Below are 22,338 nucleotides of genomic sequence, written 5' to 3'. Positions count from 1 at the left end.
TGTTGCCTTGGGTTGGAACAAGTTGCCCCTTCAGGGCGGAGTCGTGAGCAAGAACAGTATAAGTGATATACTACATACAGGCTGAAAATCTAGATCAACTCAGCAGAATACAACACGTCCTGCTGAAATGTTTGTTGTTAGACCAAAGGCAAACTGCCTCCTCAGGGCAAGATGTAAACAAAGCAACAAAAGTAGTCCCAGCGTGCAGGATGAAAGCCTAGCTTAATTCAGAAGGAGGCAACGCGCCCTGCTGAATTACGAAACCGTTTCCGCGCCCTGAAGGGGCAGCTCAATACAACGCGCAATCAAAAACAAGTTCCAAAGAACCTTCATTTTCATCATCTACATCCCTGATCACACTCCTTTCTTTTCCTTTCAAAACTTACCTCATTATGGGTTGGAATAAGTTGCCCCTTCAGGGCGGAGTCGTGAGCAAGAACAATCTAAGTGACATACTAAATACAGACTGAAAACCTAGATTAACTCAGCAGAATACAACACGTCCTGCTGAAATGTTTGTTGTTGGACCAAAGGCAAACTGCCTCCTCAGGGCAAGATGTAAACAAAGCAACAAAAGTAGTCCCAGCGTGCAGGCTGAAAGCCTAGCTTAATTCAGCAGGAGGCAACGCGCCCTGCTGAATTACGAAACCGTTTTTCCGCGCCCTGAAGGGGCAGCTCAAAAAATACGCAATCAAAAACAAGTTACAAAGAACCTTCATTTTCATCATCCACATCACCGACCACGCTCCTTTCTTTTCCTTTCAAAACTTACCTCATTAAGGGTTGGAACAAGTTGCCCCTTCAGGGCGGAGTCGTGAGCAAGAACAATCTAAGTGACATACTAAATACAGGCTGAAAACCTAGATTAACTCAGCAGAATACAACACGTCCTGCTGAAATGTTTGTTGTTGGAACAAAGGCAAACTGCCTCCTCAGGGCAAGATGTAAACAAAGCAACAAAAGTAGTCCCAGCGTGCAGGCTGAAAGCCTAGCTTAATTCAGCAGGATGCAACGCGCCCTGCTGAATTACGAAACCGTTTCAGCGCCCTGAAGGGGCAGCTCAAAAAATACGCAATCAAAAACAAGTTCCAAAGAACCTTCATTTTCATCATCCACATCCCCGATCACACTCCTTTCTTTTCCTTTCAAAACTTACCTCATTAGGGGTTGGAACAAGTTGCCCCTTCAGGGCGGAGTCGTGAGCAAGAACAATATAAGTGACATACTAAATACAGGCTGAAAACCTAGATTAACTCAGCAAAATACAACACGTCCTCTGAAATGTTTGTTGTTGGACCAAAGGCAAACTGCCTCCTCAGGGCAAGATGTAAACAAAGTAACAAAAGTAGTCCCAGCGTGCAGGCTGAAAGCCTAGCTTAATTCAGCAGGATGCAACGCGCCCTGCTGAATTACGAAACCGTTTTTCCGCGCCCTGAAGGGGCAGCTCAAAAAACACGCAATCAAAAACAAGTTCCAAAGAACCTTCATTTTCATCATCCACATCACCGACCACGCTCCTTTCTTTTCCTTTCAAAACTTATCCAATATTCACCATAAATTCCTTACCTTCGAAGCAAAATTTTGAATATGGAAAAGGCAGATTGGAAAACAGCAAAAGAATACGAAGACATCACTTATAAAAAATCAAACGGTGTAGCAAGAATTGCATTTAACCGTCCTGATGTAAGAAATGCATTCAGACCCAAAACAACAGCTGAATTATACGATGCTTTCTACGACGCACAAGAAGACACTTCAATTGGAGTTGTTTTATTGTCTGCCGAAGGCCCCAGTAGTAAGGATGGTGTTTATTCATTCTGTTCTGGAGGAGATCAAAAAGCAAGAGGTCACCAAGGTTATGTTGGGGAAGACGGAATGCACCGATTAAACATATTGGAAGTACAACGATTAATTCGTTTTATGCCGAAAGTAGTAATCGCAGTGGTACCAGGTTGGGCCGTTGGTGGCGGACATTCATTACACGTGGTTTGCGATATGACTTTAGCGAGTAAGGAGCATGCCATCTTCAAACAAACAGATGCTGATGTTACAAGTTTTGACGGAGGTTACGGTTCTGCTTATCTTGCCAAAATGGTCGGTCAGAAAAAGGCCCGTGAAATTTTCTTCTTAGGCCGTAATTATTCCGCACAAGACGCGGTAGATATGGGAATGGTAAATGCTGCTATTCCACATGCAGAATTAGAAGACACAGCCTATGAATGGGCACAAGAAATATTGGAGAAATCACCAACATCTATCAAAATGTTGAAGTTTGCCATGAACTTAACTGATGACGGAATGGTTGGTCAACAGGTATTTGCTGGAGAAGCAACGCGTTTGGCCTATATGACTGAAGAAGCCAAAGAAGGTAGAAATGCATTTTTAGAAAAGCGCAAACCGAACTTTAAGGACATCAAATGGATTCCTTAATCCTTTTATACATTTCCTTTTAAGCACAATACCGATAATTCATTCGGTATAAAACAAAACAATGAGCGAATTAAAAAAAGCCTTTATCCAAAGATTTGGTGAGAATCGTGTAAGTGATTACCCATCTCAAGATGGTGACTATATCGATCTGTTAAAGATAGAGGTCGAGAAGAAGTTTCCGTTAACAATATTGTGTACAAACGGTCTATCCCTTTATAACATGCCTGTACCAGAACGGTACAAAGGCTTGGAAAACAACGAAATATTCTTCTGCTTACCAGGATATTGGGACTTAGAGGACAAAGATAACCCGAACATGAATTGGCCATTAAAGGTCATTCAAAAACTTGCTGAAAACGTAATGGAAAACCAGCTATGGTATGGTCCTGGTCATACCATTGCAAATGGAAACCCATCGACGCAAGTTTCGGAAACCATGAAGCAAGATAATTTTTTATTGGCCGAACCCATTGTTTTAGAAGATTTATTTGCTCCCTTAAAAGTAGGAGATAAAGAAGTTCGTTTTTTAGCGATTATCCCTATTTACCATAGAGAGTTTGAGCGTAAAATGCACGAAGGCTATCCAAAATGGATTAAAAAGTTCAGGGCAAGAAATGGAAATGAAATTCTTGATGACTATAGACATTCCATCTATAAGAGTCGTTGGAAGTTATTTTAATCATAAAAAAAGGGTGATGCCGGTGTTACCCTTTTTTTACCTTCATCCAAGAATATTTTAAAATCATCCTTCATTATAGGCTTCATTAATTTCCGTGATGTAACCCAACACTTCATCACGTCCCATCGCAGAAACACTAGAAGTCACAAAGTGAGGAGGCATTTCATCCCAATATTTCAGCATTTCTCTTTTATATGCCGCAAGATTCTTTTGCAGGGCAACTTTCGAAAGTTTATCAGTTTTAGTAAACACCATTGAAAAAGGCAACCCCACTTCTCCGCACCAAGACATAAACTCTACGTCGATTTTTTGTGGCTCCAATCGACTATCTAATAAAATGAAAGTATTCAATAAATTTTCACGCGTCAGCAAATATTCTTCAATAAAAGCACCCCATTTTTTTCTGTTGGACTTTGAGGTTTTGGCATAACCATAACCAGGTAAATCGACCAAAAACCATTCGCCATTGATTAAGAAGTGATTAATCAACTGTGTTTTCCCAGGCTTCCCAGATGTTTTTGCTAATTTCTTATGGTTTGTAAGCATATTAATAAGAGAAGACTTCCCAACATTAGAACGTCCAATAAACGCATATTCAGGTTTATTTGGTTGAGGACATTTATCTACCTCTGTGTTACTAATTACGAACTCTGCGGAATGAATCACCATAGCTTTACTTTTTCACAAAGTTATTTTTTTAAAAACAGCAAAGGTCAAAATAATGTTGAAAATCAATATTTTTTCTATCTTTAGCCGACGCTACAAGCGTAAATAATTAAAAATATTGCCGTTAAGGCGCTAAAAACAAGTAATCTTCGGGTGAAAACAGTTGGTCAATAGATAATTTTATGATTAAATTTTGATATTCAAAACATAAATTATTTCTTTGCAGGCTGAATTAACCCTTTAAAATTAGGAAAAATGTCTGATATCAAATCAAGAGTTGTATCAATTATTATTGATAAGTTGGGTGTAGAAGAAGCAGAAGTAACAACAGAAGCTTCATTTACAAATGATCTAGGAGCAGATTCACTGGATACAGTTGAATTAATTATGGAATTCGAAAAAGAATTTAACATTGCTATCCCAGATGATCAAGCAGAAAACATTCAAACTGTAGGTCAAGCAGTTACTTACATTGAAGAAAACGCAAAGTAAGACTTTAACAAACAAGCAACACATTGCATTTTATAATTTTAGATTAAATTCATGGAACTAAAACGAGTTGTTGTAACAGGACTAGGAGCACTAACACCGATAGGGAACACCTTAGAGGAGTATTGGAATGGATTAATTTCCGGAAAAAGCGGTGCTGCGCCTATCCAACAATTTGATGCGTCCAAATTTAAAACGCAATTCGCTTGTGAGATAAAGAACTTCAATGTAAATGATTTCATTGACAGAAAAGATGCTAGAAAATTAGATAAATTTTCTCAATATGCCATGGTTTCCGCTTCGGAAGCCATGGCTGATTCTCAGTTAATGGAATCAGAACCAAACACTGATAGAATTGGTGTAATATGGGGATCAGGAATTGGTGGTTTAAAATCACTAGAGGATGAACATACTGCCTTTTTAGAAGGAGATGGAACACCAAAATTCAACCCTTTCTTTATTCCAAAAATGATTGCTGATATTGCCGCAGGTCATATCTCAATCAAATACGGTTTACGTGGTCCAAATTATGTGACTGTTTCCGCTTGTGCTTCTGCAACCAATGCAATTATTGATGCTTACAACCTTATTCGTTTAGGTAAGGCTGATGCGATTGTTACTGGTGGATCTGAAGCAGCTGTTACGGTTATGGGTGTTGGAGGATTCAATGGCCTACGTGCATTATCCATGCGTAATGACTCTCCCGAAACAGCTTCTCGTCCTTTCGATAAAGACAGAGATGGATTTGTATTAGGAGAAGGTGCTGGTGCATTAATTTTGGAAGATTATGACCACGCCATCAAACGTGGTGCAAAAATTTATGCGGAAGTAGCTGGTGGTGGAATGTCCAGTGACGCTTACCACATTACCGCGCCACATCCAGACGGAATTGGTGCTAGAAACGTAATGATTGAAGCATTGAAAGATGCTGAATTAAAGCCAGAAGACGTTGATTATGTAAACGTTCATGGTACATCTACTCCACTCGGAGATATTGCAGAAACCAAAGCAATTAAGCATGTTTTTGGTGAAAATGCATACAATTTAAATATCTCTTCTACGAAATCTATGACAGGACACCTTCTTGGTGCTGCTGGTGCAATTGAAGCGATTGCTTGTATCATGGCGGTGAAAAACGATATCGTTCCTCCAACAATCAATCATTTTACGGATGATCCAGAAATTGACAACAAGCTCAACTTCACTTTTAATGAAGCGCAAAAACGTACCGTAAACGTTGCGTTATCAAATACATTTGGTTTTGGAGGTCACAACACCTCAGCAATATTCAAGAAGTTAAAGTAAAGTGTTTTGAAACGATGGTTTTCATTCCGCTCGCGTCCTAAAAGCAAAGACGATCTTAAACTCATTCGGTTTTTAATCAAAAACTTTGGGTACAGACCCAATAATCTTTCGTATTTTAAAACCGCTCTTACCCATAAATCTATTGCCAACATCTCAAAAGGAATGGTTTCAAATGAACGATTGGAGTTCCTCGGAGACACAGTTTTAGATGCCGTTATAGCAGATTATTTGTACCACAAGTTTCCAGATGAAGACGAAGGTTATCTAACTAAGCTTAAATCGAAAATTGTTAGCCGAAAAACACTAGCTTCAATTGCCGAATCCATTCATTTATCTGATTACATACTCTACCAGAAAGGAAGAAGCATTCGTGTGTCAACACTAGAAGGAAATGCTTTTGAAGCATTAATTGGAGCAATTTATTTGGACGCTGGCTACGAAGCTGTTAAGAAATCCGTTTTTCACACCACACTCCGATTACACATTGACCTCCCCAATTTACTTGAAAAGGAAATCGATTTTAAAAGTAAATTATTTATCTGGTCGCAAAAAAACAAACTCAACATTGAATTCAAATCAATACGAGAAGAACTTGTGAATGAAAAGTGGCATTACGAAGTTGAAGTCTATATCAACTCTAATCCTTACGGCCGTGGTGTTGGTGAATCTAAAAAAATTGCTGAACAAGCAGCTTCTAAAGAAACACTTCACTTAATTGGTACATAATTATTCCCACCCTAACTTATTTAAAGTGAGTGGCTTTTGCTTCGGCCGGTTGACTCCTCACAAAGATAGAACGCCAATATACTTGTAACTAGATAATTTATCATTAGTTTTACTAACTTCAAATGCAATATTCACTACTATGATTACCAAATCAATGAGGCACCTGTACCTATTCCTATTCGTACTTCCCTTCACTATTTATAGTCAAGAGACCGATTTTAATAATTTCAAGACCACTAAAGCTGTTGGCGAACCGCCTAGTATTTTTACAGCGTCCTTCCAAGAACGCGTTGAAGACCGTAAAGGCAAAATTACAGAAGTCAGCGATGAGCATATCGATAATTATGCGATGCGCACAACTTATTCACTCAACAACATTCTAAAAACAGGTTATGTATTGTATGGTGATCCCATGACGCTTTACATCCAAAAAATTGCAGCAAACTTATTAAAAAACGAGCCTTCATTAAAAGATGAACTTCAATTTTATGTCATCAAAAACAACATCACCAATGCGCTATGTACGGACCCTGGGGTGATTTTTATTACAACTGGACTCATTGCACAAGTTGAAAACGAGGCCCAATTAGCCTATATTATTGCACACGAAATCGTTCACTATCAAGAAAAACACATTCAAAAGTCCTTTACTTTTGCCAATGAAACTGACTATGACGCCCGTTCGTCTTACCAGGAAATGGTAGTCCTTTCAAAAGAACACGAATTTGAAGCAGATGTTAAAGCCTTAAAACTATATCATGCAGCAGGATATTCTGAAAAAGAGATAAATACTGTTTTTGACGTTTTAATGTATTCCTATCTGACATTTGATGAAATTGAAATCGACAGCACCTTTTTTGAAGACCCGAATACTTATATACCCCGTTCTTATTTTCCAGAAAAAGCCAATCCCATCTTAGCATTTGAAGATTACGACGACTCTAAAAGTACGCATCCTAATATTCGTAAAAGAAAAGATGCTATTGCAGCGGAATTGAGAAAATACGATCATTGGAAAGACAATAAAAACTTTATTAGTTTAGAAGAATTCAATCACGTTCAAAACATAGCGAGATTTGAAACACTGCGAGAAAACGTCATTTTAGCCAATTATTTAGAGGCCTTATATGAGGTCTATATTCTCGAAAAACAATTCCCTAATAACACCTATCTTCAAACCATGAAGGCGGTTGTGTGGTCCAAAATGAATCAGACCTCACTTTCAGGGAAAAAGAACACCTTCTTAAAAAACGCTAAAGAGAAAGAAGGTTCAATTTCTGTGCTTTACGAACTTTTCAAAAACTTTAGTCGAAAAGAACTGGCGATTTTAACCGTTAGGCAATTAGAAGACATCCACCAAAACAATCCAACATCAGAATATATTGAAGAGTTAAGGAATGAGACTTTTAAAAGCCTTGCACATCTAAGAAGATTTGAAATTAACAGATTGGAGAAAATAAGTTTCAATGACGCTTTAGAACTAAGAGAAAATGTCGATACAACAACCATAAGCGATACAGTAGACATTGAAGGAGAAACGAAATACGACAGAATTCGAAGGATTCGTGCAGCACAAAGCTCTTCTCAAAGCTTAGCTGAATTAGTCGATGAGAATTTCGCTGATTTCTTACTACATGACTTGGTGGCAAACAGAACATTCAACGACTTGTATGAAGAAGAAAAGAAATCAATTGAAGAAGCAAAAAAAGAGGAAGAAGAAGAGGAAATCAAGAAAAAGAAAGGGCCTGAATTAGAAGGTGATATCATTTTATTGAATCCATATTTAATTGCATCACATCGTACAAGAGGTTTTGATTTAGAAAACACTTTAACCTTCCATAGTATGATATCAGAAAGCTTTGAAGAACAGATTGCAGGTCGAGAATTACACAATATCTCGGTTGCCTATTCAAATCAATTTACAACTGAGCGCTATAATGAAGCGAGTATTCTAACAGACTACGTTCTTCAAATAGTACAATCTGAAAACACCGACTTCAAATTCATTAATGTTGATCGAGAGGAACTCAGCGATATAGTCAGCCTACACAACAACCCCTACTTGCTTTTGATTTCAGGTAGAGCAAAACGTTTATCCAGAACGAAAAACTCTTTAACCGCCAATATTCAATACATTGAATTAGCAACAGGAAAGGTGGTAGACCAAAGCTACTACTCAGTTGGCTTAAAAATAAGAAAAGCCTCAGTTGGAGGTTTAGTATTCCAAGCACTTTCAAAATTTTAAATGAAAACCATGAGGAATTTATATCCCTACATTTTGACTTTTGTCATAATCAGCACCGCTTTTTATAACCAAGCGCAAAATTCATATTTTTTTAACCAAAGAAATATATTTACAGTCAACGCTAGTTATAACCCACGTTTAGTTCCTATCTTAAGAAGTAATTCCTTCGATGCAAATTATTACGAAACGTCTTTAGGATTAGGAACCTATTATCAACGTTATGATAAAGACGATGTATTGGTCGGGGGACATAACAAACACAATTTAATGCTCAACCTAGCATACGGTAGAATCTTCAATAGAAACAAGGTGATTGGACTTGAATTTAACTATCAAAAACATCGTATGACCATTAATGAAAATCCGACAAGTGGATATAATAATTACTATTACGAGGAAGATTTAGAACCTTATATCGTTTCTACTCCGGTGTTCAATATTTATGATATTCAATTTACTTATGGACTCTTCAATTCAAACCATCTGGCCCCTAACCAACACTTAATTTCTTATGGTGTGGGAGTACGTATTTTCTCACTCGACAAAAAGGAAAACTACAGAGAAGATCCATCAACACCATATACAGACCTATCGTATTTTTTAGCAGACTATGAGAAAAACTTTATTTTTGCACGTCTCTCACTAAACTATACTTACCGTATTTTACTCTCCAAAAACTTGAGTTTTGATTTAGGTGTTAATTCAAATATAACTTTAACCACCGAATTCGACCCCTACGCTGGAGACCCTTCAGGGTACGACTTTGCTAACAATAAAAAAGTTGCTTATTCTAGAGAATATATAAAAAGTAGATTGGGGAATTATTCATTCTTCAATATATTTTACTTTAGAACCGGTCTTACATTCGCAATCTAAGAGCTGCATAATTTTATAATCAAAAGTGCACAAGAAAGGGAGGAAACAGGTGTTTAAAAACTAATTCACAACAAGAGCAAAAAGACTTACATCATTATCATTGATTTTAAAAACAACTATGGACTAAATGTGCCATAGGTTTAGAATAAATTTTTTAAGTGTAAAAGAAATAGACCTTAAATATTAGACAAAAAGTCAAACATTTAAGGTCTACTATCTGATAAGGCTTTTAGAAGCTAAAGCGGGATGCACTAATCCCGAGGCCTATCGGGAGAATCGTTTTAATTATTTCTAAGACCAATAAGTTCTAACATCTCTTTGAATAGAAAGCACAGAGAATTAGCTAATAAAAAAATATTGTTTATCTAAATATTTTACTTACATTTGCAATGTTTTATAACGAAATTTAATAGAACGAGGGGACATTTGTCCCCTCTTTTTGTAAGTATGCTCAACAAGAAAAACATAGAAAAGCTAGCGCTAGAACGCATTGACGAATTGGACAAAGGTCTGTTTATCGTAGATATATCAGTATCTCCAAAGAACGTCATACAAGTAGAGCTAGACTGCGAAGAAGGAAATGTCGCGATTTTAGATTGCGTCTCTGTGTCTAGAAACATAGAACATAATTTAGACCGAGAGGAGCAAGATTTTGAACTTCAAGTTTCTTCGGCAGGATTAGACAAGCCGTTTAGAGTGCTTAAGCAGTACTATAAAAACATTGGAAACGAAGTGAAGGTGTTGTTAAAAGAGAAGAATCAATCACTTGAAGGGGTGTTAACACACGCTGACGACAAAGGGATAAAACTTGAGACAACAACTAAAGAACGTTTAGAAGGAAAAAAGAAAAAAGTTACTGTGGTTCAAGAACATGAATTCACATATGACGAAATAAAGGAAACAAAAATTATAATATCATTTAAAAAATGAACTCATGAATAGCCTGAATTTAATAGAATCTTTCACTGAATTCAAAGAATTCAAAAGTATAGATAGGCAAACTATGATGCGTGTTTTAGAAGACGTATTTCGCTCTATTTTAAAGAAAAAATACGGTACTGACGAACACTGTGATGTAATTATTAATATTGACAAAGGAGATTTTGAGATCTGGGTAAACAAGGAAATTGTTCCAGATGGAGAGGTAGAAGATCCAAATATTGAGATTGCATATTCTCAAGCTGTAAAAATCGAACCAGATTTCGAAGTTGGTGAAGAAGTGTCTGAGGAAATTAAGTTTGAAGATTTTGGAAGAAGAAATATTCTTTCACTTCGTCAAAACTTAATCTCTCGTATTTTAGAATTAGAGAAAGATCAATTATATAAGATTTACAAAGACCGTATTGGAGACATCATCACTGGTGAAGTTTACCAAGTATGGAAAAAAGAGATCCTTATTTTGGATGATGAAGGAAATGAATTGATTTTACCCAAATCAGAGCAAATTCCATCAGACTACTTCAAAAAAGGAGAACCTGTGCGTGCAGTAGTTGCGAAAGTAGATATGAGAAACAGCACTCCTGTTATTATTCTATCGCGTACAGCACCAGAATTTTTAGAGCGTTTATTTGAATTGGAAGTTCCTGAAGTTTTTGACGGATTGATTACCATTAAGAAAATCGTTCGTGTTCCAGGTGAACGTGCAAAAGTTGCGGTTGAGTCATACGATGACAGAATTGACCCAGTAGGAGCATGTGTAGGAATGAAAGGTTCTCGTATTCATGGAATCGTTCGTGAATTGAGAAACGAAAACATCGATGTAATTAATTACACGAACAATATGCCTCTATACATTCAGAGGTCTTTATCTCCTGCCAAAATTACTAATGTAGAAATTCTTGAGGAAGAAGAACGTGCAAACGTTTACCTTAAAAATGATCAAGTATCGTTGGCAATTGGTAAAGGAGGATTCAATATCAAGTTGGCTTCTCGCCTTACAGGATATGAAATTGATGTTTACAGAGAAGGTGCTGAAGATGTTGAAGACGTAGATTTAGAAGAGTTTGCAGATGAAATTGATAGCTGGATCATCGATGAATTAAAAGCCATCGGTTGTGATACTGCTAAATCAGTACTAGAATTAAAAGTTGAAGAGTTAATTAAAAGAACCGATCTTGAAGAAGAAACGATTCTCGAAGTCTTTAAGATTTTGGAGTCAGAGTTTGAATAGATTGAATACAAACCTTAACTTAGAGCACTTAATAAAGAATATAGATTAAATAGGAAGGACGTAATATATGGCCGGTAAAGTAAAAAGATTAAGCAAAGTTGCACGAGAATTAAACGTTGGTATTGCCACGTTGGTAGAGTTCTTGAAAACAAAAGATATTGAGGTGGATCCAAACCCTAACACTAAGTTGGAGGCGGAACACTATGCAATATTGAGTGAGGAATTTGCTGATGATCAATCGCTTAAAGAAGAAGCGGAGAAAACAGCGTTGAAACGTGAGAAAAGAAAAACAGTTTCTTTAAAAACGAAAGTGGAGGAAAACACTGCTGAAGAAGAAAGCGATGAAGAAGAAGTCGTGACTAAAAGTGAGCCTGCTCCTCAACCTGTGGTAGAGGAAAAACCTCAACCTGAAGAAACTCCGAAAGAAGTTGAACAACCGGTCGTTGAAGAAAAAGCAGAAGAGCAAACTGAAGAAAAAGTTGAAAAAACTGAGGACAAAGCTCCAAAAATGATCAAAGAAGAACCTAAATCGAAAGAAGAAGGTGGTTCTGGGTTAAATGTTATTGGAAAAATTGACCTTTCAGAAATCGACACGCGCACACGTCCGGAGAAGAAGAAAAAAGAAAAGGAGAAAAAAGAAGCCAAACCGACGAGCTCTAAAAAGCAAGAGGCGAAGCCTGCTCTTAAAACGAAGCCTGCTCCTGCGGCAAAAACAGAAAAACCGAAAAAAGAAGAGCCAAAGAAGGAAGAACCTAAAAAAGAGCCCAAGAAGGTTGATTTAATTTCTGTTAGTCGCACTAAACTTGCTGGCCCTACGGTTGTTGGTAAAATTGATTTGCCAGAAAAGAAAGAACCGAAGAAAAAAGAACACGACAACAGAAGAAAACGTAAACGCATTAAGAAAGTTGACGTTTCAAAACAATCTGATAAAAAAGGAACTGGTTCAAAATCTGGTGGTAGAGGAAAGAAAAAACCTGAACCAAGAAAGGAAATCACCGAAAAAGATATTGAAAAAGAAATTAAGGAAACTTTAGCTCGTTTGTCTGGAGGAGGAAAATCCAAAGGAGCAAAAAACAGAAGAGCAAAAAGAGAATCTTATGCGGAAAAACGCGAGAAAGAGTTATTGCAAGAAGAGCAAGAACAGTCAATATTGAAGCTTACTGAATTCGTTTCAGTTTCAGAATTAGCTTCTATGATGGACGTTCAACCTACTGCAGTTATTTCTGCTTGTATGTCATTGGGGATTTTTGCTTCGATCAACCAACGTTTAGATGCTGAAACAATTCAAATTGTGGCTGAAGAATTTGGTTTTGAGGCAGAATTTGTATCCGCTGATGTTCAAGACGCTATTCCAGTTGAAGATGACAAACCTGAGGACTTAGAAGACCGTCCACCTATTATTACGGTGATGGGACACGTTGACCATGGTAAAACATCTTTATTGGATTATATCCGTAAAGCTAAAATTGCTGATGGTGAGGCCGGAGGTATTACTCAACATATTGGTGCTTACTCGGTGAACTTAAAAGGAAAACGATTAACATTCCTAGATACACCAGGTCACGAAGCCTTTACTGCAATGAGAGCACGTGGAGCGCAAGTAACTGACGTTGCAATTATTATTGTAGCTGCGGATGATGATGTGATGCCCCAAACAAAAGAGGCTATCTCTCACGCTCAAGCTGCGGGTGTTCCTATGGTATTTGCAATCAACAAGATTGATAAGCCAGGAGCAAATCCAGACAAAATTAAAGAACAACTTTCTCAAATGAACATTCTTATTGAAGAATGGGGAGGTAAATACCAAGCGCAAGAAATTTCTGCAAAACACGGTAAAAACATCGACGAATTACTGGAAAAAGTAATTTTAGAAGCCGACATGCTAGAATTGAAAGCAAATCCAAATAAGAATGCCATTGGTACTGTATTGGAATCTTCTTTGGATAAAGGAAAAGGTTATGTAACCAACATGCTTGTTGAAGCAGGTACTTTAAAAGTTGGAGACATTATCTTAGCGGGTAAACATACCGGAAGAGTGCGAGCAATGTTGAACGAAAAAGGAAAGAACCTTGAGGCCGTTCCACCATCATCTCCAGTTTCAATTATTGGTATTAATGGTGCTCCAAACGCAGGGGATAAATTCTATGTAATGAATGATGAACGTGAAGCAAGAAATATTGCTACCCGTAGAGATCAACTTTATAGAGAACAAGGTTTACGTACGCAAAAACACATTACTCTGGATGAAATTGGTCGTCGTTTAGCGATTGGTGACTTTAAAGAGTTGAACATTATCGTGAAAGGAGACATGGATGGTTCTATTGAAGCATTATCTGACTCCTTATTGAAACTGTCGACTGAAGAAATTCAAGTAAATATTGTTCACAAGGCAGTAGGTGCTATTACTGAAGCTGACGTTAACTTAGCTTCTGCTTCTGATGCCATTATTATTGGATTCCAAGTGAGACCAACAGTAACTGCTAAAAAATTAGCAGATGATGAGCAAATCGATATCCGTCTTTACTCTGTAATCTACAAAGCAATTGAAGAATTGAAATCTGCAATGGAAGGAATGTTATCTCCAGACATTAAAGAAGAAATCGTAGGTACAGCAGATGTAAGAGAAACATTCGACATTACGAAAGTAGGAACAATTGCAGGTTGTTTTGTAACTTCTGGTTATATCCAACGTAATTCGAAAATTCGTCTGATTAGAGATGGTATTGTTATCCATGACGGTAAACTTGGATCATTGAAACGATTCAAAGATGACGTTAAGGAAGTGAAAAACAACTACGAATGTGGATTGAACATAGAAAAATTCAACGACATTAAAGTAGGTGATATCATCGAAGCTTACGAAGAAAAAGAAGTCGCAAGAAAACTATAAACATTAGTTTTGCAACACTACTTAAAAGCTGTTCTGTTCTTCAGAGCAGCTTTTTTTATTATAACGACTTCACTATTGATTGTATGGCAGGAAATCTTATCTTTATTCAACTATCTTCACTGTTCATTGTTCTGCAGAATTTGATCAATGAGGATTAGTAAAGCAGTTCAGAAAAAGTAAATTATAAACCAAAACTAAACAAAGATTAAGCAGGCTGATGAGCACTTGTCAATAGCTATGTTTTTTCGTAAGTTTGGCTAACAAAAAAAGTATCACATGAAATTAAATTTTTTTATTGTACTCGCATTAGGTGTTTCAATCGCAAGCTGTAGTAATGCTGAAAAGAAAAGTCAGATTGCTGAAATCGAAACAATGGAGAAAACCCTTGACAGTTTAAGTCTAATGGTTTTTGATACTACAAGGATGATTACAACAGATATCGTGATGACGGTAAGAGAAACTATTGCTCATGTAAAGGAAAATTACATGCCAGATACCATCGACTATGTACTTGCTGATAAAATGAATTCATACAAAGAAGTTCGTAAGGTATTGTCTAGAAATTCAGGCAATATTGCAAAAGTTAAACATGCGATTCCAGAAGTACAAGAGAAACTAAAAGACCTAAAACACGACATCGAAAAAGGCGTTAATGACAGAGATAAGTACCAAGACTATATCAACTACGAAAGAAATAAAGTAGATGAAATTAAAGAAGTTTGGTCGTATTATAGAGAAACAACAGATGAATACTATAAGTTATTTGATTCTTTACATCCTGTAATTAAAAACCTAGGAGATTCTTTAGCCAGAAGTGCAAATGACTAAAGTTTTTTTAAATATCGTTTTTATCCTTTCAATTGTTTTTGCCTTTGGACAAAACACAGATGAACAATTGGCGAATTATTATTTCAATGAAGGTGATTGTGACAAAGCATTACCCTATTTTGAAAAAGTTTATGAGCAGAATCCAAGTGAGTTTATTTTTAACCGTTATTTATCTTGTTTAAAGGAAAAAGAAAACGACAAGGAAGTCTTAAAGCTCATTGAAAGGCAAGCTTCGATTTATCCTCACATGGTACAATACCAAGTTGCGATTGGAGAGGAATACGAACGCCAAAACAATCAAAAAAAAGCAGATAAAGTTTACTTAGATTTAATTGATCACTTGGCTCCAAACCCAAGGACAATTATTGACTTACAAAAGGTCTTTTCAAATCAAGGCAAGCACCAACTGGCATTGCAAACCTTACAAAAAGGAGAACAATTACTGAAAGGAACTTACCCCTTGAATATTCAATATGCAGAAGTATATGGTGCACTAAACGAAACCGAAAAAATGATCAAAGAGTACATTAACCTCTTAGATTATAACCCCGGAATGATTTCTTCACTCAAATTGATTATCCCAAGAATGATCGACTTTGAAGAAGAAGAAAACGAAAGGTTTACGCTATTCCAAAATGAATTGATTCGGAAAATTCAAAAAAATCCAAATGATTTGGTGTACTCTGAATTGTTAATATGGGCTTTGGTTCAACGCCGAAACTTCCCCGCTGCTTTAGTCCATTCAAAAGGACTAGACAAACGCTCTACAAACGATGGACGAGAAGTTTATAAAATTGGGAACCAAGCAGTACAAAACAGTGACTTTTCCACGGCCAGAAGTGCTTTCAAATACATCATAGACTTGGGGGAAACAAAACCTTACTATTATGCGGCCGAACAGCTGTTGTTGAATACACGTTTTAAAGAAATAACAACCCTTAGGAATTATTCTAAAGAGCAAATCAACGAAACTGTTGTTGAATACAAAAATGCCTTAGAGCGTATGCCTAAGAATGGGAAAGCCCTGCCCATCATAAGAGAATTAGCATACATTCAAGCGTATTATGGCAATGCACCAGAGGAAGCCATTAAAACACTAGAAGATGCTTTAGCTTTTCCAAAATATACAGATTTAGAAGACGCTAAAATAAAAATTCTGCTGGCCGACATTATGGTTTTACAAAACAAGGTTTGGGACGCCTCACTGCTTTATATGCAAGTGGAGAAGAAATTCAAATACGAACCCATTGGACAAGAAGCCAAGTTCAAAAACGCGCGTATCTTTTATTATGATGGAGATTTTTTATTTGCTCAATCGCAACTCGATGTTTTAAAAGAAGCCACTACCCGATTGATCGCCAATGACGCAATGAACTTATCCATTTTAATTACAGACAACCTAGGACTCGATTCAAACTACGTTGCCATGCGACAATTTGCCAAAGCAGATTTATGGTTAGAACAACATAAGTACGATGAAGCCTTCAAGCTATATGATTCAATTACCGATATTTTCCCTGACCATAAATTAAAGGATGACATTTTAATGCGAAAAGCAGAAGCATTTCAGAATCAAGGAAAATGGGAAACAGCAATTGAGTTTCTCCAAGAAATAGTAGATGAGCACGGTGACGATATTTTAGCCGATGATGCCTTATATCAGATTGCTCAAATATATGAAAACCATCTTTTTGACAACAAAAAGGCCGCTGAATACTACTTTAAAATCATGCGCGACTACCCTGGGAGTCTCTTCGTAACCGAAGCCAGAAAAGCCTACAGGAATATCAATTGAATTTGATTCAATTTTTTAAGGCAATTTATTGTGCATGCTTAATAATATTTTGTACTTTTAACAGCCATGGATCATTCACAAAAAGATAATTACGTAGATTTTTATCTACGACATGCTTGGCATAAAATCTCGCGCATGTACAATCAAAAGGCCAAAGCGCACGGTCTTACAATGTCAATTGGTTTTATTTTATTGATTGTTGATAAAGAAGGAACCCCCAGTACACAATTGGGCCCTAGAATGGGAATGGAACCGACCAGTTTATCGCGCACCCTAAAAACTATGGAAACCAAAGGGTATATCTACCGAGAAGTAGACAGGGATGACAAAAGAAAAGTACTTATCTTTTTAACAGAACAAGGCTTGGCTTTAAGACGAGAGGTTAAAAAAGTAGTGGTTGAGTTTAACGAAAAACTACTGCAGTCTATCCCTCCTAAAAGTCTTGAAGCCTTCTTTGAAGTTATGGAGATTGTAGATGACCATGTAGAAGACGAATTAAAATCTATTCATATTATAAATTAAACCTCAATTAAATGGAAAGAAAAATAAATAAGGTAGCCGTTTTGGGTTCTGGTGTTATGGGATCACAGATTGCATGTCACTTTGCCAATATTGGTGTAGAGGTCCTACTTTTGGATATTGTACCAAGAGAACTCGACGAAAAAGAAGAGAAAAAAGGATTAAAACTGACGGACAAAGTAGTCCGCAATAGAATTGTAGACGGTGCATTAGCAGCAGCTCTAAAAATGAGCCCATCTCCTATTTACAAGAAAGAATTCGCCAGTCGAATTACAACAGGAAATATGGAAGATGACATGAAAAAAATCAGCGATGTTGATTGGATCATTGAAGTTGTTATTGAACGTTTAGACATTAAGAAAACAGTTTTCGAAAATGTTGAGAAATATAGAAAACCAGGAACCTTGATTACGTCAAATACTTCTGGAATTCCAATCAACATGATGTTGGACGGTCGTTCTGATGATTTCAAAAAACATTTCTGTGGAACGCACTTCTTTAACCCACCGCGTTATTTACAGTTATTGGAAATTATTCCTACAAAAGATACTGACCCAGCCATTGTCGATTTCTTCATGGAATATGGTAGTAAATTCTTAGGTAAAAAAACTGTTTTGGCTAAGGATACTCCAGCATTTATTGCCAACAGAGTTGGAGTTTACTCAATTATGTCGCTTTTCCACAGCATTAAAGATTTAGGCTTAACTGTTGAGGAAGTTGATAAATTAACGGGAACGGTATTAGGTCGTCAAAAATCGGCGACATTCAGAACAGCTGATGTTGTTGGATTGGATACTTTGGTGTTAGTTTCCAACGGTGTAAAAGACAATTGTCCTGATGACGAAGAAAATAAATTATTTGCTTTGCCAGATTTCATCAGTAAAATGGTGGACAATAAGTGGCTTGGTTCAAAAACTGGACAAGGATTCTACAAGAAAACAAAAGATGAGAATGGTAAAACACAAATTCTTTCTTTGGATTTAGAAACTTTAGAATACAAAGCGCAAAAACGAGTAAAATTCCCGACTTTAGATATGGCTAAGCCTATTGATGATCTAGAGAAAAGAACAGCAATGTTGATTCAAGGGCAAGATAAAGCTGCTGAATTCTACAAAATGATGTTTGGTGGATTGTTCGCTTACGCAACAAATCGAGTTCCTGAAATTGCAGACGACTTATTCAAAATTGACGATGCAATTAAGGCAGGATTCGGTTGGTCATTAGGTCCATTCGAAACATGGGACATTTTAGGATTTGAAAAAGGATTGGAGTTAATTGAAAAGCAAGGAAAGAAAGCTGCTCAGTGGATCCATGACATGAAAGCTAGTGGCGCAACAAGCTTCTACAAGAAAGAAAATGGTCAAAAATTATACTATGACCTTTCCAGCAAGTCATACAAAGTTATTCCAGGAACTGAAGATTTAGTAATGTTAGATGCATTACGCGATGACAATACAGTTTGGAAAAACTCAGACACTACAATTGTTGACTTAGGAGATGGCATCCTCAACTTAGAATTCCACACAAAAATGAATACCATTGGTGGTGGTGTAATTGCTGGAATCAACAAAGCACTAGATTTAGCTGAAACAGAATACAAAGGATTAGTGATTTCTAATACCGGTCAAAACTTTAGCGCTGGTGCAAACGTGGGAATGATTTTCATGATGGCCGCTGAACAAGATTTTGATGAATTGAACTTTGCAGTGAAGTCTTTCCAAGATACAATGATGCGTGTACGTTATGCTAGTACTCCTGTTATTGTTGCTCCGCATAACTTAGCACTTGGTGGTGGTTGTGAATTATCAATGCACGCCGATAAAGTTGTAGCCCATGCTGAAACTTACATCGGATTGGTTGAATTCGGAGTTGGTCTTATCCCTGGTGGAGGAGGTTCAAAAGAGTTCGCTAAACGTTTTTCAGATGAATTAAAAGAAGGAGACATCAGAATCAATGCCCTAAGAGAACGTTTCTTAACCATTGGTCAAGCAAAAGTAGCAACATCTGCATACGAAGCATTTGATTTAGGTTATTTACGCAAGGGAACAGACGAAGTTGTAGTGAGTCGCGAACGTCAATTGACAAGAGCAAAAGCTGCATGTTTAGAATTGTCAAACAAAGGATATACGGCTCCTCCAAGAGAGAAAAACATCACTATCTCTGGTCAAGAAGGATTGGGAATCGTTTATGTTGGAGCGCATTCTATGATGTCAGGAAACTACATGTCGGAACACGATAAAGTGATTTCTGAAAAATTAGGATACGTACTTTGTGGTGGAGATATCTCAGAACGTGTTCAAGTTTCTGAACAGTATCTACTCGATCTAGAGCGTAAGGCTTTCTTAGAACTATGTGCTGAACGTAAAACATTAGAGCGTTTGGAGAGTATGGTGAAGAAAGGAAGAGTTTTGAGGAATTAAGGAGAGGTTAGACTGGGGTTTAGGGAAGTAGAAATTAAACAATTAAAAAAATGAGAAATGGACATCATAATTTTAGGGAGTTGAATATTTGGAAGAATGGGATGAAGATTGTGAAAGCAACTTATGCTGTTTCTAAAGAATTACCCAATGAAGAAAAATTTGGTCTTACTTCACAAATTCAACGTTGTTCTGTTTCGATTCCTTCTAACATTGAGGAAGGCTCAGGTAGGGGAACTATAAAAGATTTTACTAACTTTTTAAATATAAGTCTTTCATCTTCCTACGAATTGGAAACACAGTTAATTCTCGTAAATGATTTATATAACTTAGAAATAGAAAAGTTAATTAAGGATATAAATGAATTACAAAGAATGATTATTGGATTCAAAAAAAGCTTTTTACTCAAAAAATAAATGAATATAAAAACAATCATAGATACAGATTTTAACATTAGATTTTGGACCCTCGTCTAAAGTCTGATGTCTAAAATCTAGTGTCTAAAAATCTTAAGAAAAATGACAAATAAAAACGCATACATAGTTACAGGATACCGTACAGCAGTTGCAAAATCTGGTCGTGGTGGTTTCCGTTTTTATCGTCCAGATGATTTAGCAGCGAATGTAATCAAGCGCATCATGGAGGATGTTCCGAATTTAGATCCAAAACGCATCGATGACGTTATCGTGGGTAACGCTAATCCAGAAGCAGAACAAGGACTAAATGTTGGACGTTTAATTTCATTAATGGGATTAGACACAGATAAAGTTCCGGGGATGACTGTAAACCGTTATTGTGCTTCAGGATTGGAAACGATTGCATTGGCAACGGCAAAAATCAACAACGGAATGGCAGATTGTATCATCGCAGGTGGTGTTGAATCCATGTCGGCTATTCCAATGGGAGGATGGAGAATTGTTCCAAATCCAAAAGTAGGAAAAGAACATCCAACTTGGTATTGGGGAATGGGACTCACTGCAGAAGCTGTTGCAAAGCAATTCAATGTTTCTCGTGAAGACCAGGATAAATTCGCTTTAGAATCTCATAACCGTGCTTTAAAAGCCATCGCAGAAGGACGATTCAATGATGATATTGTTCCTATCGAAGTAGAGCATATTTACTTAGATGAAAACGAAAAAAGAAAAACCAACAAATATATCGTTGATACAGATGAAGGACCACGTAAAGGATCTTCATTTGAGGCATTGTCAAGATTACGCCCAGTATTTGCTGCAGGTGGTTCTGTAACTGCTGGTAACTCTTCACAAACAAGTGATGGAGCAGCATTTACTTTAGTAATGTCTGAGAAAATGGTTAAAGAACTTGGTTTGGAACCAGTGGCAAGATTAGCTTCTTACAATGTTGTAGGGGTTGAGCCTAGAATTATGGGGATTGGACCAGTTGATGCTATTCCAGCGGCAATTCAATCTGCAGGATTAAAATTAAATGACATTAACTTATTTGAATTGAACGAAGCATTTGCATCTCAATCATTGGCGGTCATTCGCGAAGTTGGATTGAATCCAGACATCGTAAACGTAAACGGTGGTGCAATTTCTTTGGGTCACCCACTTGGATGTACTGGAGCAAAGTTAACGGTTCAAATCATGAATGAGTTGAAAAAACGTAACGAAAGATACGGTGTTGTGACGATGTGTGTTGGTACAGGTCAAGGAGCAGCAGGAGTTATTGAGAGGTTATAGTTTTATCGGTGCCTTCGAGCACCTCAGCCGCTCTTCTTGCGGTAGTATCAATAACGTGGAAAAATAAAACAAATATAAAAGCCGATGTAATTTGATTACATCGGCTTTCTCTTTTCATATCTTTTATTGAAAACTAATTCAAGCTACTTCTACATTTTAGCTAGTGGGGTTGGATTTTTCAAACTTTACCACGTGGAATCTCGAGATAGCATCAGGTAGGTATTATGGCCCGCTACCGCGAGATTTCATCTCGTGGTAGTCTGAATCCTAACTATTACCTTGTTTAAAAATACAAATATTTTACAATCCAACAACCACAACTCCATTTAAAACACCTTTCTCACCACTATAGTCTACTGCGCTGCTGTATGGATAATCTTCTGGTCTAAAAACAAGCCCTTGCTCTACAGGATTATTATGGATATATCTGATTTTTTGAGAAATTACAAAATTACTCCATAATTCGATTGGTTTATTGTCTTGTCGCCAGAATTGATTATACTTCACATTGGAATTTTTGCTGCCATTGCGTTTAAAAGTTTCCAACAAATTTTCTTTTCTACTTTCCCTGTCATTTTCTTTAATTGCTTTTACGACAGC

18 protein-coding genes and 1 pseudogene are annotated in these 22,338 nt (G+C 36.9%); 16 read left to right on the top strand and 3 right to left on the bottom strand.

The window, feature by feature from the left end; all coding sequences use genetic code 11:
- Positions 1-1,381 precede the first annotated feature (1,381 nt).
- Positions 1,382-1,534, bottom strand: a complete 153-nt coding sequence (locus ACN0U3_RS13740; protein WP_417266669.1) for a hypothetical protein — start codon at positions 1,532-1,534, stop codon at positions 1,382-1,384.
- Between the two features lie 53 nt (positions 1,535-1,587).
- Here ACN0U3_RS13740 and ACN0U3_RS13735 point away from each other — a divergent pair, with 53 nt between their 5' ends.
- Positions 1,588-2,430 carry a 1,4-dihydroxy-2-naphthoyl-CoA synthase gene (locus tag ACN0U3_RS13735; RefSeq protein WP_417266668.1) on the top strand — a complete coding sequence of 281 codons (843 nt, stop codon included), beginning with the start codon at positions 1,588-1,590 and terminating at the stop codon, positions 2,428-2,430.
- A gap of 61 nt (positions 2,431-2,491) precedes the next feature.
- Positions 2,492-3,109 carry a suppressor of fused domain protein gene (locus ACN0U3_RS13730; protein ID WP_417266667.1) on the top strand — a complete coding sequence of 206 codons (618 nt, stop codon included), beginning with the start codon at positions 2,492-2,494 and terminating at the stop codon, positions 3,107-3,109.
- A gap of 63 nt (positions 3,110-3,172) precedes the next feature.
- Here the strand turns inward: ACN0U3_RS13730 and yihA are convergent, their stop codons facing one another.
- Entirely contained in the window at positions 3,173-3,775 is a 603-nt protein-coding gene (yihA, locus tag ACN0U3_RS13725; RefSeq protein ID WP_299207785.1) for a ribosome biogenesis GTP-binding protein YihA/YsxC, read from the bottom strand.
- A gap of 255 nt (positions 3,776-4,030) precedes the next feature.
- Here yihA and ACN0U3_RS13720 point away from each other — a divergent pair, with 255 nt between their 5' ends.
- The 14 genes from ACN0U3_RS13720 to ACN0U3_RS13655 all read left to right on the top strand — a co-directional run bounded on the left by ACN0U3_RS13720 (position 4,031) and on the right by ACN0U3_RS13655 (position 21,738).
- On the top strand, positions 4,031-4,267 hold the full coding sequence (locus ACN0U3_RS13720) for an acyl carrier protein (RefSeq protein WP_101335618.1): 237 nt from the start codon (positions 4,031-4,033) through the stop codon (positions 4,265-4,267).
- A gap of 51 nt (positions 4,268-4,318) precedes the next feature.
- A complete protein-coding gene (gene fabF, locus ACN0U3_RS13715) occupies positions 4,319-5,569 on the top strand; it encodes a beta-ketoacyl-ACP synthase II (protein WP_299207743.1) in 1,251 nt (416 codons plus the stop codon).
- Positions 5,570-5,575: 6 nt separating this feature from the next.
- A complete protein-coding gene (gene rnc, locus ACN0U3_RS13710; RefSeq protein ID WP_299207746.1) occupies positions 5,576-6,295 on the top strand; it encodes a ribonuclease III in 720 nt (239 codons plus the stop codon).
- Positions 6,296-6,449: 154 nt separating this feature from the next.
- Positions 6,450-8,540: a M48 family metallopeptidase gene (locus tag ACN0U3_RS13705; RefSeq protein ID WP_417266666.1), complete on the top strand. Its 2,091-nt coding sequence runs from the start codon at positions 6,450-6,452 to the stop codon at positions 8,538-8,540.
- A 9-nt stretch (positions 8,541-8,549) separates the two neighbouring features.
- Positions 8,550-9,416 (top strand): hypothetical protein, encoded by an 867-nt coding sequence (locus ACN0U3_RS13700; protein WP_417266665.1) that lies wholly within the window; start codon positions 8,550-8,552, stop codon positions 9,414-9,416.
- A gap of 447 nt (positions 9,417-9,863) precedes the next feature.
- A complete protein-coding gene (gene rimP / locus ACN0U3_RS13695) occupies positions 9,864-10,346 on the top strand; it encodes a ribosome assembly cofactor RimP (RefSeq protein ID WP_417266664.1) in 483 nt (160 codons plus the stop codon).
- Between the two features lie 4 nt (positions 10,347-10,350).
- Positions 10,351-11,586, top strand: coding sequence for a transcription termination factor NusA (gene nusA, locus ACN0U3_RS13690; protein ID WP_299207756.1), 1,236 nt, complete (start codon positions 10,351-10,353; stop codon positions 11,584-11,586).
- A gap of 67 nt (positions 11,587-11,653) precedes the next feature.
- Positions 11,654-14,476: a translation initiation factor IF-2 gene (gene infB / locus ACN0U3_RS13685; protein WP_417266663.1), complete on the top strand. Its 2,823-nt coding sequence runs from the start codon at positions 11,654-11,656 to the stop codon at positions 14,474-14,476.
- A 276-nt stretch (positions 14,477-14,752) separates the two neighbouring features.
- On the top strand, positions 14,753-15,304 hold the full coding sequence (locus ACN0U3_RS13680; protein WP_299207761.1) for a hypothetical protein: 552 nt from the start codon (positions 14,753-14,755) through the stop codon (positions 15,302-15,304).
- Entirely contained in the window at positions 15,297-17,099 is a 1,803-nt protein-coding gene (locus ACN0U3_RS13675) for a tetratricopeptide repeat protein (RefSeq protein WP_417266662.1), read from the top strand. The genes ACN0U3_RS13680 and ACN0U3_RS13675 overlap by 8 nt, the downstream gene beginning before the upstream one ends.
- 135 nt (positions 17,100-17,234) lie before the next feature.
- Positions 17,235-17,621, top strand: coding sequence for a MarR family winged helix-turn-helix transcriptional regulator (locus ACN0U3_RS13670; protein WP_417266661.1), 387 nt, complete (start codon positions 17,235-17,237; stop codon positions 17,619-17,621).
- A gap of 11 nt (positions 17,622-17,632) precedes the next feature.
- Positions 17,633-20,038, top strand: a complete 2,406-nt coding sequence (locus tag ACN0U3_RS13665; RefSeq protein WP_417266660.1) for a 3-hydroxyacyl-CoA dehydrogenase/enoyl-CoA hydratase family protein — start codon at positions 17,633-17,635, stop codon at positions 20,036-20,038.
- A gap of 50 nt (positions 20,039-20,088) precedes the next feature.
- Positions 20,089-20,451, top strand: a complete 363-nt coding sequence (locus ACN0U3_RS13660; RefSeq protein WP_417266659.1) for a four helix bundle protein — start codon at positions 20,089-20,091, stop codon at positions 20,449-20,451.
- A 102-nt stretch (positions 20,452-20,553) separates the two neighbouring features.
- Positions 20,554-21,738, top strand: coding sequence for an acetyl-CoA C-acyltransferase (locus ACN0U3_RS13655; RefSeq protein WP_417266658.1), 1,185 nt, complete (start codon positions 20,554-20,556; stop codon positions 21,736-21,738).
- Between the two features lie 300 nt (positions 21,739-22,038).
- Here ACN0U3_RS13655 and ACN0U3_RS13650 read toward each other — a convergent pair.
- Positions 22,039-22,338 (bottom strand): annotated as a pseudogene (locus tag ACN0U3_RS13650) (transposase); the annotation flags it as partial.

This window comes from Brumimicrobium sp., from assembly GCF_048268645.1.
Classification (GTDB): domain Bacteria; phylum Bacteroidota; class Bacteroidia; order Flavobacteriales_D; family Crocinitomicaceae; genus Brumimicrobium; species Brumimicrobium ulvae.
The sequence above is the reverse complement of the archived record's forward strand: the minus strand, read 5'-3'. Positions and strand labels throughout refer to the sequence as shown.

Bases quoted from the DNA above. Each gene is read 5' to 3' on its own strand.
- rimP (WP_417266664.1), top strand. From the start codon at position 9,864: ATGCTCAACAAGAAAAACATAGAAAAGCTAGCGCTAGAACGCATTGAC.
- ACN0U3_RS13730 (WP_417266667.1), top strand. From the start codon at position 2,492: ATGAGCGAATTAAAAAAAGCCTTTATCCAAAGATTTGGTGAGAATCGT.
- ACN0U3_RS13720 (WP_101335618.1), top strand. From the start codon at position 4,031: ATGTCTGATATCAAATCAAGAGTTGTATCAATTATTATTGATAAGTTG.
- ACN0U3_RS13670 (WP_417266661.1), top strand. From the start codon at position 17,235: ATGTACAATCAAAAGGCCAAAGCGCACGGTCTTACAATGTCAATTGGT.
- ACN0U3_RS13675 (WP_417266662.1), top strand. From the start codon at position 15,297: ATGACTAAAGTTTTTTTAAATATCGTTTTTATCCTTTCAATTGTTTTT.
- ACN0U3_RS13700 (WP_417266665.1), top strand. From the start codon at position 8,550: ATGAGGAATTTATATCCCTACATTTTGACTTTTGTCATAATCAGCACC.
- ACN0U3_RS13705 (WP_417266666.1), top strand. From the start codon at position 6,450: ATGAGGCACCTGTACCTATTCCTATTCGTACTTCCCTTCACTATTTAT.
- ACN0U3_RS13665 (WP_417266660.1), top strand. From the start codon at position 17,633: ATGGAAAGAAAAATAAATAAGGTAGCCGTTTTGGGTTCTGGTGTTATG.
- ACN0U3_RS13735 (WP_417266668.1), top strand. From the start codon at position 1,588: ATGGAAAAGGCAGATTGGAAAACAGCAAAAGAATACGAAGACATCACT.
- nusA (WP_299207756.1), top strand. From the start codon at position 10,351: ATGAATAGCCTGAATTTAATAGAATCTTTCACTGAATTCAAAGAATTC.
- ACN0U3_RS13680 (WP_299207761.1), top strand. From the start codon at position 14,753: ATGAAATTAAATTTTTTTATTGTACTCGCATTAGGTGTTTCAATCGCA.
- fabF (WP_299207743.1), top strand. From the start codon at position 4,319: ATGGAACTAAAACGAGTTGTTGTAACAGGACTAGGAGCACTAACACCG.
- infB (WP_417266663.1), top strand. From the start codon at position 11,654: ATGGCCGGTAAAGTAAAAAGATTAAGCAAAGTTGCACGAGAATTAAAC.
- ACN0U3_RS13655 (WP_417266658.1), top strand. From the start codon at position 20,554: ATGACAAATAAAAACGCATACATAGTTACAGGATACCGTACAGCAGTT.
- ACN0U3_RS13660 (WP_417266659.1), top strand. From the start codon at position 20,089: ATGAGAAATGGACATCATAATTTTAGGGAGTTGAATATTTGGAAGAAT.